A 16,706-nucleotide genomic window follows, 5' to 3' on the forward strand; every position below is an offset into this window, starting at 1 on the left:
TCCCTTTGACCGCCGACCCCACATCTAGGTTTTGACCCCGCCGCTTCGCCCGTTATGATGCGTGAGACCGGCGTTAAGACCGTCCTTTTGGCACTGGGGAGCCATCTTTTGAAATCGATTGCGAAGAGTACCGTCGCGGCCGTGGCACTGTTGGCCGGAGCGGGGCTCCCTGCACTTGCCCAGACTGTCGAGATCACGACGACGGACGAAGACCTCGAGGACTCGCTGAGCGACGCGTCCCTGCTGCGCTCGCTCGAAGACAACGAGACCGAGGCCCCGGCACCGTCCGACTTCGTGAGCGCCGCGCGCGCCGACTACCGGCGGATGCTGACCGCCCTCTACAACGACGGCTACTACGGCGGCACCGTGTCGATCCTGATCGACGGGCGCGAGGCGTCGGGGATCGAGCCGCTCGACGCACCGTCGTCCATCGGGCGCATTCAGGTTCTGGTCGATCCGGGCCCCCGCTTCACCTTCGGCCGCGCGGTCATCGAGCCCGTCGCGCCCGAGACCGAAGTGGACGAAGGGTTCGCCCCGGGCGAGCCCGCACGGTCGGGCGTCGTGCGCTCCGCCGTGTCGGACGTCATCGGCGGCTGGCGCGACTACGGCCATGCCAAGGCCGACGTTGCGGACCAGCAGGTCACCGCCAACCACGCCGCCGACCAGCTGAACGTCGATGTCGCCATCGCGCCGGGGCCGCTACTGACCTTCGGCCCGCTCGTCGTGTCGGGCAACCGCCGCGTCCGGACCGAACGGATCATCGCCATCGCCGGCCTGCCGACGGGCGAACGCTTCGACCCCGAGGAAATCGACCTCGCCACCGAGCGGCTGCGCCGCACTGGTGCCTTCTCCGCCGTCTCGCTCGAAGAGGCCGAGGAGATCGGCCCGAACCAGACGCTGCCGATCGAAGGCCTGTTCGTCGAGGACAAGTTGCGCCGCGTCGGCTTCGGCATCGAGGTCAGCTCGGTCGAGGGGCTGACGCTGTCGACCTTCTGGCTGCACCGCAACCTGCTTGGCGGGGCCGAACGGTTCCGCATCGACGGGGAGATCAACGGCATCGGGGCCGAGACGGACGAGATCGACTACGAGGTCGACCTCTCCTTCAACAAGCCCGCGATCTGGGGCCCGGACGTCGACCTCTACGCCAACCTCGGCTTCGGCGCGATCCAGGATCCGGCCTTCGACCTCCTGCTGGCGGAGGGTGAAATCGGCCTCACCCGGATCGTCACGCCGGACCTTACGGTCAGTGGCGGCGTCGGCTTCCGCGCCGCCGAAGTCACGATCGACTCCCAGACATCGGATTATTTCCTGCTGACGCTGCCGCTGTCGGCGGAATTCGACCGTCGCAACAACGAGCTGAACCCCGAGAGCGGCTATTACATCGATGCCGAGCTGACCCCCTTCTACGGCGTCGAAGGGTCGGAAAGCGGGGCGCGGCTCTACAGTGATGCGCGCTACTACCGGAGCTTCGGCAACGACGACCGCTTCACCCTTGCTGGTCGGCTGCAGTTCGGCTCCGTCGTCGGGCCGACCGGGGCCGATGCGCCGGCCGACTACCTGTTCTACTCCGGGGGTGGCGGCACGGTGCGCGGGCAGGAATTCCAGTCGCTCGGCGTCACCATCGACGGCACCGATTTCGGCGGCAACGCCTTCCTCGGCGCGCAGGCGGAAGCCCGGATCGGCGTGACCGACCGGATCGAGGCCGTCGCGTTCTACGATTACGGCCAAATCGGCGAGGAGTCCCTGCCCGCCTCCGGCGACCCGAGCCACGCGGGCGTCGGGCTCGGCATCCGGTACGACACGGGCATCGGCCCGATCCGCCTCGACCTCGCGACCCCTGCCTCGGGGGATGATGCCTACAACTCCGTCGCCGTCTACATCGGGATTGGACAGTCGTTTTGAAGACACGTGTCTGGAATCGGGCGTTTGCTCTGCTCGCCCTGCTTCTCCTGCCATTTCAAGCTGTTGCACAGGATGAGGACGACGACGTCGGCTACCTGACCCGGCTGTTGCAGGACAACCTGTCCGACGTCAGCCGCGATGTCCGCATTCGCGGCTTCGAAGGCGCCCTGAGCACCGCCGCGTCCATCGAGTCGCTGTCCATCGCCGACGGCGAAGGGGTCTGGCTGGAGGCCGAGGGCCTCGTGCTCGACTGGAACCGCTCCGCCCTGCTGCGCGGCCGCGTCGATGTCGAAACGCTCTCGGCCGAACGGATCGCCATTCTGCGCGCGCCGATCCCCGACCCGAACCTCGACCTGCCGCCGCCGGAAGCGCGCGTTTTCAGCCTGCCGGAACTGCCCGTTTCGATCGAGATCGGTGAGCTGCTGGTCGAGCAGATCGAGCTCGGCGAGACGCTGATCGGCCAACCGGTCGAGATGCGCCTCGAGGGGGCCGTGTCGCTGATCGGTGGCGAAGCCACCGCCGACATCCGTGCCGACCGCACCGACGGTGTCGAGGGGAGCTTTGTCATCGCCGGCGATTTCTCCAACGATTCCCGCAACCTCGAGATTTCCGCGCGGGTCGATGAGGCCCCCGGCGGCATCGTGGCAAGCACGCTGGACCTGCCCGGCGACCCGTCCGTTTCCATGCTGCTTGAAGGCAATGCGCCGATCGACGACTTCAGCGCCGAACTCTCCATCGACACCGATGGGGAAGAGCGGATCGCCGGCAGCTTCGCACTCTCCACGGAGCGGGAGGAAACCGACGGCGACGGGCCCCTGCCCCCGGCGACCCGCGCGTTCTCGGTCGATATCGGCGGCGACGTCACGACGCTCTTCGCGCCTGATTACCGGGAGTTCTTCGGCCCCGACATCCGTCTGGCCGCAAACGGACGCCTGTCGCCCGACGGCGCGCTGGACCTGCCGGAGCTGTCCATTACCGCACAGTCGATCAATATCGACGGCTCGCTGGAGCTCGGCCCCGGCGGCTGGCCCGAACGGTTCGCGCTCGACGGGACGCTCGAAGGTGACGGCGAACAGGTGCTGCTGCCGCTCGGCGGGCCGCGCACCTACGTCGACCGTGGCGAGATTTACGTGGCCTACGATGTCGAGACCGGCGACGAATGGAGCGGCTTCGCCCTGCTCGAAGGGTTCGAGCGGCCTGGCCTCTCCCTCCCCTCGCTGTCGCTGTTCGGCGACGGTGTCATCACGCAGTCCGAGGGCAACGCGCTCGGCGATGCGACGGCGAACCTCAACTATTCCGCCTCCGGCATCGTGATCGACGACCTCGGCGTCGCGGAGGCGCTCGGCGACACGATCAGCGGCCTCGCCAACATCCGCTTCGACGAGGGCGAGCCGGTCGAGATCGAACAGATCACGATCGAGGGCGACGGCCTCTCGGCAGAGGCGAACGCCACGCTCGAACTCGTCGGCGATCTTGCCGTGCGCTTCGCCACGGTCGCGGAAGTCGCTGATTTCGGACGGTTCTCCACGCTCGCCGGCACTCCGCTGGAGGGCAGTGGCCAGATCGACGTGTCGGGCAACTACCTCGCCCTCGGCGGGTCGTTCGACATCGACCTGACTGCCGAGACCGCCAGCCTCGCCATCGGCAACGAGATGGTTGACCCGCTGATCGGCGGCGACGGCACCGTGCGCCTCGTTGCGGAACGCGACCTCGCCGGCACCCGGGTGGAAACGTTTTCGGTCAGCACCGATGCGGTCACGGCAACGGGCGATGCCTCGCTCACCAGCACCGTCGCGACGATCGACCTGAACGCGGAAATCAGCGACCTCGGGCTCGTCTCACCACAGCTCGCCGGGCCGGGAACGCTCGATATCGCGCTCGAACGCGATGCGGAGCTCGTGACCGTGTTCGACGGCGACCTGGTGGCCGGCACCGCGAACCTCGCGATCGACGGCACCGCCCAGTCGGAGGAGAACGGCTACCTCACCGATTTCACCGTCAGCGGCATGGTCGAGGACCTCGCCAGCTTCGCCGATATCGCCGGACAGGATCTGGCCGGTAGCGCACAGCTGGAGGTTACCGGACAGGTGCAGCCTGTCGATCAGCTGTTCGATATCGATCTCGCGGCCGAGACCGAGAACCTCGCCATCGGGATCGAGCAGGTCGATCCTCTCATCGCCGGGTCGGGCCGCCTGAACGTCAGCGCGGCGCGCGACGCGGCGGGGATCACCGTGGACCGGCTCGACCTGACGACCGACGAGGTCACCGTGACCGGCACCGCCCAGCTTGGCGAGGCGATGCGCAGTGCCGACATCGACGCGGAGCTTCGCGAAGTGGCGCTTGTGCTCGACGGGTTGTCGGGGCCGGCGACCCTGTCGCTGACCGCCGATCAGGACAACACCGGAAACGTTGCCGTCGACCTGTCCGCAACCGCGCCGGAGACGAGCGTGTCCTTCGACGGCACCGTGGCGCCGCCCGAGCAGGACTATGTCACGCAGGGCGTTCTGACCGCGGACATCGCGACGCTGGCGCCGTTCGGCGACCTAGTCGGCCGGCCGCTGGCCGGTGCGGTGGAGCTGAGCGCATCAGGCATGGTCGAACCGCTGACCCGGTTCTTCGATCTGGACCTTCAGGCCGATACCGAGGACCTCGCCATCGGGGAAGAGCGGGTCGATCCGCTGATCGGCGGCACCGGCCGGCTGCGGGCGGACGCCAAGATGGATGCCGAAAGCCTGCTGGTGCGCAGCTTCTCCCTGACCACCGACGCGATCGAGGCGTCGGGCGAAGGCGAGTTCGGTGACGAGCGCCGCTCCGCCCGGATCGACGCGGCGCTGTCCGATGCCGGACTGGTGTTGCCGCAGCTCTCGGGCCCCGCAAACGTTTCCGGCACGGCCGAACAGGATGCCCAAGGCAACGTCGACATCGACCTGACCGCCACCGCGCCGAGCGCGACCGTCTCGGTCGATGCCGTCGTCGCACCGCCGGAGCAGAACTACCGCACCGAAGGCACGGTGAGCGCCGATATCACCTCGCTCGCGCCCTTCTCGGAGATCGCGGGCCGGCGGCTCGCCGGTGCGATCCAGCTCCAGGCGTCGGGGATGCTCGAGCCGATCAACCAGTATTTCGACCTCGAAGTGGCTGCCGATACCGAAGACCTCGCTGTCGGACTGGGCCTTGTCGATCCGTTGATCGACGGCACGGGCCGCTTGCGGGCCAACGCGGCGCGGGACGCCGAAAGCCTGACTGTGCGCAGCCTCGAGCTGACGACGGATCAGCTCGACATCACCGCCGAAGGGCAGCTTGGCGACGAGGTGCGGACCGCCCGCATCGATGCGCGGCTGAACGAGGCGGGCATCCTGCTGAACGGCATTTCCGGTCCGGCGACGCTCGTCGGGACGGCGGATCAGGACGCGGCCGGAAACGTTACGGTCGACTTCACCGCCACCGCGCCGGAGACCCGCGCAGAGATCGACGCGGTGATCGCGCCGCCGGAGGAGAACTACCGCGCGACGGGCAGCCTGTCGGCGACGGTCGGTTCACTCGCACCGTTTTCGCGGCTTGTCGGACAGCAGTTGCGCGGGTCTGTCGCGCTCGAGGCGGAGGGCAGCGTCGCCCCGCTCGACGCGGCATTCGACCTTGACGTCAACGCGCGGACGTCCGACCTCGGCATCGGGATCGAGGCGGTCGACCAGCTTCTGCGGGGACCGGGCAACCTGAACGCCAGTGTCGCGCGGGGCAGTGACGGGGCACTGACCGTGCGCGCGCTGAACGTCGGCCTGCCGAACCTGACGGTGTCGGGCGGAGCGACATCGGGCAGCAACGGCGACACGGTGCAATTCGACGCCCGGCTTGCGGATGTCGGCATCTTCGTCCCCGACCTGTCGGGGCCCGTCACCGCGAGCGGCACGGCAAGCCGGAACGGCACCGTCTGGACTGTCGACACGGATATCGACGGCGCGGGCGGCGTGAGCTCGTCCATTTCCGGACAGGTGTCGCAGAACGGCAATCTCGCGCTCAATGCGAACGGGTCCGTGAACCTCGAACTGGCCAACAATATCCTCGCGCCGCGTCGGCTGGCGGGCACGGCGAACTTCAACCTGTCCGTTAACGGACCGCCGTCGTTCAACGCGATTTCCGGCACGATCAGCAGCAGTGGATCCACGCTCTCCCTGCCCTCTTTCGACAATGCGCTGGAGGATATCCAGGCGAACCTGTCGCTGGGTGGCGGGACCGGCACGCTCGACGTGCAGGCGCAGGTGGCGAGCGGCGGGTCGGTATCGCTGACCGGGCCGGTTACCGTGACTGTGCCGTTCAACGGCAACCTCGACCTGGCCATCAACGAAGTCGTGCTTCGCGATCCGCAACTCTACGAGACCACGATCAACGGCAACCTGTCGGTCGACGGTCCGATTTCGGGCGGTGCGACGGTGTCCGGTGTCGCGGTGCTTGGCCGCACCGAGATCCAGGTGCCGTCCTCCTCGGTCGGCGCTCTCGGACCGCTGCCCGAAGTCAGACACGTGAACACGCCCGGCGACGTGGCGGCGACGCTGAACCGGGCGGACGTCTCGCTCGACGGGACGGATCGGGATGACGACGCCGAAAGCGACGGCGGTCGCGACCGCCCCTACCCGCTCGACATCCGGGTGGAGGCACCGGCGCGGATCTTCGTGCGGGGTCGTGGCCTCGACGCGGAACTGGGGGGTGAGCTCCGGATCACCGGCACCTCGGACGACATCCTGCCGGTGGGCCGGTTCGACCTGATCCGCGGCCGGCTCGACATTCTGCAACAGCGGTTCGAGCTGTCGGAGGGTTACGCGCAGCTTCAGGGCGATTTCGAACCCTACCTGCGTCTCGTCGCCTCGACCGAGGCGCGGGACGGCACGGTCGTTACCATCACGCTCGAAGGGCCGGCATCGGACCCGGACGTGTCGTTCACCTCTTCGCCGGAGCTGCCGCAGGATGAAGTGCTGTCGCGGCTTCTGTTCGGGCGCGACCTCGCCAGCATCTCGCCCCTGCAGGCGGTGCAGCTCGCGGCGGCGGTCGGCACGCTGGCCGGGCGCGGCGGTGGTGGCCTGATCGGCGGCGTGCGCAATGGACTCGGCCTCGACGATCTCGACATCACGACGGATGACGAGGGCAACGCGGCTGTGCGGGCGGGTGTCTACCTGTCGGAGAACATCTACACCGACCTGACCGTGAATGCCGAGGGCGAGACCGAGATCGACCTCAACCTCGACATCACCGACAACGTCACCGCGCGCGGCACGGTGGGCGGCGACGGGGAGACCTCGCTCGGCATCTTCTACGAGCGCGACTACTAGAGCGGCAGGCCGACGTAGTTCTCCGCGAAGGCGGCCTGCGCGCGGGGTGACGTGGCGAGCAGGTCGAGCTCGGCCTCCCGCAGGTGCTGGTCGAACGGGTGCTGGTCCGGGAAGCGGTGCATCAGCGTCGTGAACCACCAGCTGAAACGGGTGGCTTTCCAGACGCGCGACAGGGCGCGGGCCGAATAGCCGTCGATGGCTGCGCGGTCGCCCTCGTACCAATGCCGGAGCGCCTCATGCAGGTAGTGGACGTCCGACATGGCGAGGTTCAGCCCCTTGGCACCGGTCGGCGGCACGATGTGGGCCGCGTCGCCGACGAGGCACAGCCGGCCCCATCGCATCGGCTCGGCCACGAAGGAGCGCAGCGGCGCGATCGACTTCTCGATCGAGGGGCCGGTTTGCAGAACCTCCGCCGCGGCCGAGGGGATGCGCTTGCGGAGTTCGGACCAGAAGGCGTCGTCCGACCAGGCGTCGGCCGTGTCGGTGTTGGGCACCTGCAAGTAATAGCGGCTGAGGTTGGCGTTGCGCATGGAGCAGAGCGCGAAGCCACGGGCGTGGTTGGCGTAGATCAGTTCCTCCGCGACCGGCGGCGTCTCGGACAGGATGCCGAGCCAGCCGAACGGATAGACCCGTTCGTATTCCGTCAGGACGCTGGCGGGGATCGACCGGCGGGAGACGCCGTGGAACCCGTCGCACCCGGCGATCCAGTCGCAGTCGAGCCGGTGTTCGGTGCCGTCCTTCACCCACGTGACGTGCGGCGTCTCTCCGCCGGCGTCGTGGAGCGTCACGCCCTCGACCTCGTCGATGATGGTGCCTTCATGCGCGTCGCGTGCGGCGTAGAGGTCCTTGGTCACCTCGGTCTGGCCGTAGACGATCACCTGCTCGGAGACGAGCGCCTCGAAGTCCACGCGGAATCCCTGATTGCGGACAGAGAGATGCGTGCCGCCGTGGGGGTGGCCTTCGCGGTCCATCCGGTCGCCCACGCCGGCGCGGCGCAGCAGGCGCGCCGTCCCCGGCTCGAGGACGCCGGCCCGGATGCGGCCCATCACGTGCGCGCGCGAGCGACGCTCCAGCACAACGCTTTCGATGCCAGACAAGTGGAGCAATTGCGACAGCAGCAGGCCCGACGGCCCGCCCCCGACAATTGCAACCTGCGTCCTCACCCGTTCATGTCCGACAAGCGGTCGAGGTTGGCCATCATCCGCTGCATGGTGGACAGCAGCTGTTCGAGGTCCTCTTCGTCGATCCCGCGCAGCAGCGTGTTTTCCCGGTCGAGCGCGATCGGCAGGATCATGTCGTGTAACGTGTCCCCTTTTGCCGTGGGGCGCCACGATTTGCGCCGGGGGTCGCTCGGGTCCTCTTCGTATGTGATGTGGCCGAGGCGATGCAGCGTGGCGAGCGACCGGCTCACCGCGCCCTTGTCTATCATCACCAGTTCACTCACGCGCTTGGCGCTCACATTGGGGTAGACTGACAGGCTCGCCAGCACGCGCCAGTCCACGACGCCGATGCCGAACCGGTCGAGGTAGACGCGCGAGGATCCGCGCGAGATGGCGTTGGTGATGGAGACGAGCATGTAGGGCAGGTAGCGGTCGAGATCGAGAACGTGTCGGCCGTCCCTCTCTTGCGTCGGAGGCCGTCGCTTCGTCATGGTGTCCTCCCGTTGGTGTCGGACGGGGATGATCTCCCTATCCGTTCCCTCAACCTCCGAAACTAACCTTGAGTTGCATCAATCCGCAATCTCGACAACATCGACCGCCTGCGACGTGCGTTGCTTGCCGGAGGTGCGCAGCGCGCCACGGACCGGGGCGACGTCTGCATAGTCGCGGCCGCGCGCGATCACGATATGATCGGCGCCCGCGCGGGTGGCGTTCGTGGGGTCGAGCTCGACCCAGCCCATGTCGGTGCCGCACCATGCCATGATCCACGCGTGCATCGCGTCCGCCCCCTCGAGACGGGCCTGCCCCTTGGGCGGAATGGTGCGGAGGTAGCCGCTGACGTAGCCCGCCGGAATGCCGAGGCTGCGCAGCGCCGAGATGGCGAGATGGGCGAAGTCCTGGCAGACGCCGCGTTTCAGCTCGAACGCTTCTTCGATGGGGGTGTCGACCATCGTGGCCTGCGAGTCGAAGGTCCATTCCTCGTGCAGCGCGTTGCTCAGCGTCTCGGCGATGCGATAGGCGGAGCTCGCGCCGGCCGTCCGCTCCGCCGCCCATGCGGCAAGCGGCCCGTGCCGATGGATGCGCTCGCTGGTCCAGCGGAAATGGTGGGGCGAGAGCGGCTGAACGGAGGTGAGCGTATCGAGCTGGCGCTCGATCCCGTCCATGTCGGGCGAGACGTCGAACAGTTCGTCGGGGTCGAACCGTTCGATGCGCGAGCGGACCTTGAATTCGGTCCGCTTGACCGCCCCGTCATAGCCGATGTCGGCCCATGAGTTGCCGAAGAAGTCGGTGTGCCAGGTCTGCTCGGTCGGGGACGGATCGACGGTGAGGGACGAGGCGATCACCCGCTGCTCGCCCGGCAGGTCCGCGGGCATCAGGCAAAGCTGGTGCCGGCCGGACTCTGCGGCGGTCTCGTAGGCGTAAGTGATCTTCAGCGTGATGTCGTAGAGCATGGCCCTATCGCAAATGGGTTTGGGCAAGCAGTCCGGACAATCCGGCCACCTGGTTGGCGATCTCTTCCAGCGCGGCCTGGTCGAGGTCCGGCGGCTCCGCCACGGCGAGACGGGTCTCGAGCTTCATGACCTCGCGGCGCAGCGGTGTCATCTCTCCGCCCCCGGCGGGGATCGGCAGATACTTGAGGTGGGCGTGGATCTCGCTCAGCTGGTAGAGCACGGAGCGCGGGTTCATCGCGTCGAGCATCAGCAGGTCGATCACCGTCTCGCGGCTGTCGGACACGACGTAGCGGCGGCGGTGGGTCATCACGGAATCCCCGGCTTCGATCGCGATCTCGTAGGAGCCGTCCGGCGCTTTCGGCCCGGTCAGCGCGACGACGCTGTTGGCCGTGGCCCAGGCCCGCTCCATCGAGCGACCGATCGACAGGAAGCGCCAGCCGATGAAGCGGTACATGTTCTCGTGGATCAGGCCGGAGAAGCCGGAGAGCTTGCGCAGCAGCTGGTTCTGGGCGCGCACGGCGTCGTCGCCGGGACTGGCACTGCCGGCCAGCGCCTCGGCCGTGTCGAGCAGATCGACCAGCGCGCTCCAGCCATCGACGGAGAAGCGGTCCTGGATGCGGCCGGCGCTCGTCTTCGCCGCGCGGATGTCGTTTATGAGGGAGGCGGGCAGCGGTTCGTCAGGCTTGAGGCCCAAGCCTTTGAGGTACTTGCGGAAATAGGTGGTGAGCGGCAGTTTTGCGTCGCCCTGCTCCGCCAGCCGCAGGTGGTAGGAGCGGACCATGCGAACCTTCTGCTCGGCCCGTTCGATATAGCGGCCCAGCCAGAACAGGTTGTCGGCGGCCCGTGTCGGCAGCGAGTTCGAAAAGCGCCGCCGCTTGGCCGAGCCTTCCGTGCGCAGCAGGGTATCTTCCTCGACCGGACGGTCGCCCATGACCCAGACGTCGCAGACCGAGCCGCCCCTCTGGACGGAGATCGACGTGCCCTGCCCCGCGTGGCCGATCCGGGCGAAGCCGCCGGGGGCGACGATCCATCCCTGTGGCGTGCGGGCGAGGAAGACGCGCAGGCTCATCGGGCGGGACACAAGGCGCCCGTCCTCCAGCGCCGGCGCGGTCGAGAGCGAGACGATCTCCTGCGCGGCGAGCGACTTGCCCATCTGGTCGATCCAGGCGGGATTTACCTTGCCGCCGGTGACGGTGCGGCCGCCGATCACGACGTCCTCGCCGTGATCGAACGGCAGGCGCGTCGACAGCGCCTGGTCGATCGTCATGCGGTGGAGGTTTTCCTTCACGTAGTCGCGTTCCGCCTGACTGCCGCACCACCATGTCGCGATGTTGGGCATCGCCAGCGGGTGTCCGTTCAGGTGGCGCGCGATGCGCGGGATGAAGGCCATCAGCGCCCGCGCCTCCAGCGCGCCGGTGCCGAGCGCGTTGATCATCGTGACCGAGCCGCCGCGCAGGGCGCTGACCATGCCCGGCGTGCCGATGCGGGAGGCGGAGTTCAGCTCCAGCGGGTCGGCCCATTGGGAATCGAGCCGCCTCCAGAGCACCGAGATCGGCTGAAGCCCCGAGGCGGTGCGCACCAGAAGCTGGCCGTTCTGAACCGTCAGGTCCTCGCCCTCGACCAGCATCATGCCGAGGTAACGGGCGATGTAGGCATGTTCGAAGTAAGTGTCGTTCAGCGGCCCCGGCGTGAGGATCGCGGCGCGGCTGCGGTCGGGTCCGCGCAGCCCGTTCAGCGCATCACGGAACGCGCGGAAGAAGCTGGCGAGCCGCTGGACGTTGGCGCGGGCCTTGGTGTCGGCGAAGCTGCGCACCGTCGCCATCCGGGTCTCGAGCGCGAAGCCCGCGCCTGACGGCGCCTGCATCCGGTCGCCGAGCACCCACCAGTTGCCGTCCGGACCGCGTCCGATGTCGAAGGCGACGAAATGCAGGAAATTGCCCGACTGCGGCCGGATCCCGACCAGCGGGCGCAGCCACTCGCTGTTGCCCATCACCAGTTCCGGCGGCAGCAGCCCCTGCGCGACGAGGTCGTTCGGCCCGTAGATGTCCGCCGCCACCCGTTCGAGCAGGTCGGCCCGTTCGATCAGCGCGGCGCCGATCTGCTGCCACTCGTCGTTGCCGATCAGCAGCGGCAGACTGCCAAGCGGCCAGTCGCGCTCCGCGCCGCTTTCCTCGCCGTAGTGGCGGAAGTAGACCCCTGCGTCGCGCAGATATTGCTGGCCCTTGGCGATGTTGCGGTCGAGCTGCTCCGGCGAGAGCGTCGCGAGCTCTTCGAGGAACGGCCGCCAGACGGGGCGGATGTTGCCGGACGTGTCCAGCAGCTCATCCGCGACACCGGGTTCGACCCGGTAGTCGGCCATGAGCCGTCCGAGGTCCTCCCTCGTTCCCGTCCGGACCGTCTCAGACATGCGCGGCGCGCCTGAGGTCGAGCGTCGCCGGGAACTCGCCATGCGGGTATTCCGGCGGCGGCATGTAGAGACCGGGCTTGTGGCCGTGCGGTTCGAACCGGGCGAGGCGACGGGCCTCGGCCTCGTTGGCGTTGACCGGGAAGGTGTCGTAGTTGCGCCCGCCCGGATGCGCGACGTGGTAGGTGCATCCCCCCAGCGAACGCCCGGTCCAGGTATCGAAGATGTCGATGGTGAGCGGGGTATGAACCGGGATCGCCGGGTGCATCGCCATCGAGGGTTGCCACGCCTTGTAGCGGATGCCGCCGACCGAGACTCCGTTCGTGCGGGTCTTCTGCAGCGGCACGCGGCGGCCGTTGCAGGTGACCGCGTAGCGGGTCGGGTCGAGCGTCGTGAGCTTCACCTGCAACCGCTCGGTCGAGCTGTCGGTGTAGCGCACCGTGCCGCCGATCGCGCCGGTCTCGCCCAGCACGTGCCACGGCTCCAGCGCCTGCCGCACCTCCAGGTTCACGCCGTCGATGTCGACTTCGCCGCAGAACGGGAAGCGGAATTCCGACTGCGCCTCGAACCACTCGGAGCGGAACTCGAACCCGTGGTCCTGCAGGTCGCCGAGCACATCGGTGAAATCCTCCCACAGGTAGTGGGGCAGCATGAAGCGGTCGTGCAGCACCGTGCCCCAGCGGGTGAAATGCCCGGCGAGCGGCGCCTTCCAGAGCCGCGCGATCAGCGCCCGGATCAGGAGCTGCTGCGCCAGCGACATGCGCGGATCGGGCGGCATCTCGAACCCGCGGAACTCGACGAGGCCGAGCCGTCCGGTCGGCCCGTCGGGAGAGAACAGCTTGTCGATGCAGATCTCGGCCCGGTGGGTGTTGCCGGTCACGTCCGTCAGCAGGTTGCGCAGCAGCCGATCGGTCAGCCACGGCATCGGCTGGTCGCCCTGTCCGGGATGCGGGATCTGGGCCAGCGCGATTTCCAGCTCGTAGAGGCCGTCGTGCCGGGCCTCGTCGATCCGGGGGGCCTGGCTGGTCGGGCCGATGAACATGCCCGAGAAGAGGTAGGACATCGACGGATGCCGCTGCCAGTGCAGGATCAGCGAGCGCAGCAGGTCGGGCCGGCGCAGGAATGGGCTGTCGAGCGGGTTTGAGCCGCCGACGACCACGTGGTTGCCGCCGCCGGTGCCGGTGTGCCGCCCGTCGATCATGAACTTGTCCGCGCCAAGGCGGCATTGCCGGGCCTCGTCGTAAACGCCGGCGGTGATGTCGACGCACTCGTCCCAGCTGGTGGCGGGGTGAATGTTCACCTCGATCACACCGGGGTCGGGCGCCACGCGGATGACGTTGATGCGGGAATCCGGCGGCGGGGCATAGCCCTCGATATGGACCGGCATCTGCAACCTGCTTGCCGTGTCCTCGACCGCGGCGAGCAGTTCGAGCCAGTCCTCGACTCGCTCGACCGGCGGCAGGAACACGCAGAGCCGTCCGTCACGCGGTTCGATCGCGATCGCGGTGCGCACCGCGCCGCCGTCGGCATTGAGTTCCTGCTCGACGCGATGCTGACCGGGCTCGTCCGCGGTGAAGCTGGCGCGGGCCTGATCGCGGGACTCCTCCGGGGCGGCGGCCTCCGCACGCTCCGCCGGACGGTCGGGCCACGAGGGCGGTGCGGCGGGCCGATCGGGCAGCGGATCGGTCAGGACCGAGGGATCGGCGGTGTTGATGTAGGGATAGGACGAGGGCGGCACGTAGGGCAGCGCCTCGAGCGGCAGGCGATAACCGACCGGGCTGTCACCGGGGACAAGGAAGATCTTGCCGCGCCGGGGTTTCCACATCTCCGACTGCCACCGTTGCCCGGTCGCCCGGCCCTGCCAGCGCTGCACCGGCAGGACGTAGCCGCGCGGCTCGGTCAGGCCGTTGGCGAAGACCTTGGCGATGCGGGCACGGGCCTCGGCGTCCTTCAGCTCGGAATTCTCGGGCGTCACGTTCGGCGGCAGGTTGGCTTCCTTGAGCAGCCATTCGCCCGGATCCTCGTAGGCGGGCACCGCGTGCCCGGACTCGACGCCGAGCTCCTCGGCGACGCCGCGCAAGAGCGACGCGGCCTGCTCCACCGTCGGCGCGGCATCGGCGCTTTCGTCGGCGATCAGGCTGGCATCGTTCCAGATCGGCTTGCCGTCGCGGCGCCAGTAGAGCGAGAAGGTCCAGCGCGGCAGCGTCTCGCCCGGATACCACTTGCCCTGCCCGTAGTGCAGGATTCCGCCCGGCGCGAAACGGTCGCGCAACCGGCGGATCAGCTGGTCGGCGAGGCCGCGCTTCTGCGGGCCGACGGCGGCGGAATTCCACTCCTCCGACTCGAAATCGTCGATGCTGACGAAGGTCGGCTCGCCGCCCATCGTCAGGCGCACGTCGCCCGCCGTCAGCTGGTCGTCCACCTTGCGGCCGAGCGTGTCGAGCGCCTCCCAGCTTTCTTCGGAGAAGGGCTTGGAAATGCGCGGATGCTCCGCCACCCGCGTGACGTTCATGTCGAAGGCGAAGTCGACCTCCGGCGCCCCGGCGGAGGAAAAGCCCCCCGCGATCGGCGCGGCGTTGCGGTAGTGCGGCGTGGCGGCAAGGGGAATGTGGCTCTCGCCCGTCAGCAGGCCGGACGTCGGGTCCAGCCCGACCCACCCGGCGCCGGGCAGGTAGACCTCGCACCAGGCGTGGAGGTCGGTGAAGTCGTGATCCGTTCCCGACGGCCCGTCGAGCGCCTCGAGGTCCGGCTTCAGCTGGATCAGGTAGCCGGAAACGAAGCGCGCGGCGAAGCCGAGGTGACGCAGGAGCTGCACCAGCAGCCACGAGCTGTCGCGGCAGGATCCCTTGCCGATGCCGAGCGTTTCCTCCGGGGTCTGCACCCCTGCTTCCATCCGGATGACATAGCCGATCTCGCGCGCCAGCCGCGCGTTCAGCCCGACCACCATGTCGACGGTGCGCTGACCCGGCGTGCGGTCGACGCTGTCGAGCAGCTTCTGCAGGTGCGGGCCCGCCGGCTCCGGCTGGCGGTAGATGGTGAGGTCGTCGACATAATCGTTCGGGTAGTCGAAGGGCCATGCCTCGGCCTCTTCCTCCACGAAGAAGTCGAAGGGATTGTAGACGGACATGTCGGCGACGAGGTCGACTTCGATCTTCAGCTCGCGCACCGGCTCGGGGAAGACGAAGCGCGCCATCCAGTTGCCGTAGACATCCTGCTGATGGTTCACGAAGTGCCCGCCCGGCGACACCTTGAGAGAGTGCGACAGCACCCGCGTGCGGCCATGCGGCGCGGGACGCAGACGGATGATCTGGGGCCCCAGCGTCACCGGCCGGTCGTACTTGTAATGGGTGAGGTGGTAGATCGCAGCCTTGATCGCCATGTCGCCTTCCGTCTCCGCTATCGGACGAGACTTACCGCAGGTGGTTGCAAATGCCGAGGGTGCTTGGACCGCCCGGGGGCCATCGGGTGTGCAGACGCCTGTTTTTTGGACTGTCCCGCGCCGCAGCGCGGTGCTCCATCCCGCGATGTCAGCTCATCATCTAGCGTGCAAAGGGGTCCCGGCATCGGCTGACGTGACATCCGCATCGAATTGTTCGGAATTTCAGGCCCTGGCATTTACCGGCGCTTTACCTCCGCGTTGCAGGGTGACCCACATGGCGGCGGCAAGGATCAGGACCGCGCCGCCCCAGAAGCGTATGGTCGGGACCTCGCCGAACAGCAGGTAACCCGACGCCGTCGAGAAGACGAGGGTGAGGTAGCCGAGCACGCCGAGGAACCCGGCCTCGCCCAGCTTGTGCGCCTGGACGAAACAGAACTGCGCGCATTGCGCGAACAGCCCGATGCCGATCAGCGCCGGCCATGTCCCGGCCGGCACCGGCTGCCAGTTGAGGGCCGTGAACGGGGCCGTCAGGACGGTCAACCCGGCGGTGTAGAAGGTCATGAGCACCACGGTCGGCGCGCCCTTCAGCCGTCGCGTCAGGATGACCGCCGAGGTGCCGAGCAGGACCGTCAGGAACGTCGCCGCAAGGCCGAGCGACGCCTCGATGCGGCCCGGCTCGACCGCGATCAGGACGCCGGCAAAGGCGATCGCGACCGCGATCCAACGGCGGCGACCGATCGTCTCCTTCAGGAGCAGCGCCGCCATGATGAGCATCACGATCGGCCGGGTGAAGCCGATGGCGGTGAACAGCGCGAAGGGCATCCGCGCGATGGCGAAGAAGCTCGCCGTCAGGGTCGCTGCCGAGAAGGCGACGCGCAGCAGGTGCAGCTTCAGGTCCGGCAGGCCGACGAAAGCCTCCCTGCGGCTGAGGATCCACGGCAGCATCAGCAGCAGCCCCGTGCAGGCCCGAATGGTCACCAGCTGCACCGACGGCAGGTCGAGCCCGACCGCCTTCACGATGGACAGCGCCCATATGTTGAGCGCCATGTCCCCGATCAGCCACGCGCCGCCAGTGAGGTTCGCGCGATC

General features: G+C 68.2%; 8 protein-coding genes. 2 read left to right on the plus strand and 6 right to left on the minus strand.

The annotated features are described in order from the left end of the window. Positions 1-108 precede the first annotated feature (108 nt). Together I8N54_RS12810 and I8N54_RS12815 are read left to right on the plus strand one after the other, a co-directional pair. Positions 109-1,902: an autotransporter assembly complex protein TamA gene (locus I8N54_RS12810; RefSeq protein ID WP_231592750.1), complete on the plus strand. Its 1,794-nt coding sequence runs from the start codon at positions 109-111 to the stop codon at positions 1,900-1,902. Then, positions 1,899-7,223 (plus strand): translocation/assembly module TamB domain-containing protein, encoded by a 5,325-nt coding sequence (locus tag I8N54_RS12815; RefSeq protein ID WP_140197234.1) that lies wholly within the window; start codon positions 1,899-1,901, stop codon positions 7,221-7,223. Before I8N54_RS12810 ends, I8N54_RS12815 begins: the two co-directional genes overlap by 4 nt. Here I8N54_RS12815 and pobA read toward each other — a convergent pair. The 6 genes from pobA to I8N54_RS12845 form a co-directional block, all read right to left on the minus strand. After that, a complete protein-coding gene (pobA, locus tag I8N54_RS12820; RefSeq protein WP_140197235.1) occupies positions 7,220-8,386 on the minus strand; it encodes a 4-hydroxybenzoate 3-monooxygenase in 1,167 nt (388 codons plus the stop codon). The genes I8N54_RS12815 and pobA overlap by 4 nt on opposite strands. Continuing rightward, a complete protein-coding gene (locus I8N54_RS12825; RefSeq protein WP_140197236.1) occupies positions 8,383-8,874 on the minus strand; it encodes a MarR family winged helix-turn-helix transcriptional regulator in 492 nt (163 codons plus the stop codon). Before I8N54_RS12825 ends, pobA begins: the two co-directional genes overlap by 4 nt. 78 nt (positions 8,875-8,952) lie before the next feature. Further along, on the minus strand, positions 8,953-9,834 hold the full coding sequence (locus I8N54_RS12830) for a transglutaminase family protein (protein ID WP_140197237.1): 882 nt from the start codon (positions 9,832-9,834) through the stop codon (positions 8,953-8,955). Between the two features lie 4 nt (positions 9,835-9,838). Further along, positions 9,839-12,241 carry a circularly permuted type 2 ATP-grasp protein gene (locus tag I8N54_RS12835; protein WP_140197238.1) on the minus strand — a complete coding sequence of 801 codons (2,403 nt, stop codon included), beginning with the start codon at positions 12,239-12,241 and terminating at the stop codon, positions 9,839-9,841. Beyond that, positions 12,234-15,617 (minus strand): transglutaminase family protein, encoded by a 3,384-nt coding sequence (locus tag I8N54_RS12840; protein ID WP_140197239.1) that lies wholly within the window; start codon positions 15,615-15,617, stop codon positions 12,234-12,236. The genes I8N54_RS12835 and I8N54_RS12840 overlap by 8 nt, the downstream gene beginning before the upstream one ends. 222 nt (positions 15,618-15,839) lie before the next feature. Then, positions 15,840-16,664 (minus strand): DMT family transporter, encoded by an 825-nt coding sequence (locus tag I8N54_RS12845; RefSeq protein WP_140197240.1) that lies wholly within the window; start codon positions 16,662-16,664, stop codon positions 15,840-15,842. Positions 16,665-16,706 lie beyond the last annotated feature (42 nt).

This window comes from Pelagovum pacificum (genome assembly GCF_016134045.1).
GTDB classification, from domain to species: domain Bacteria; phylum Pseudomonadota; class Alphaproteobacteria; order Rhodobacterales; family Rhodobacteraceae; genus Oceanicola; species Oceanicola pacificus_A.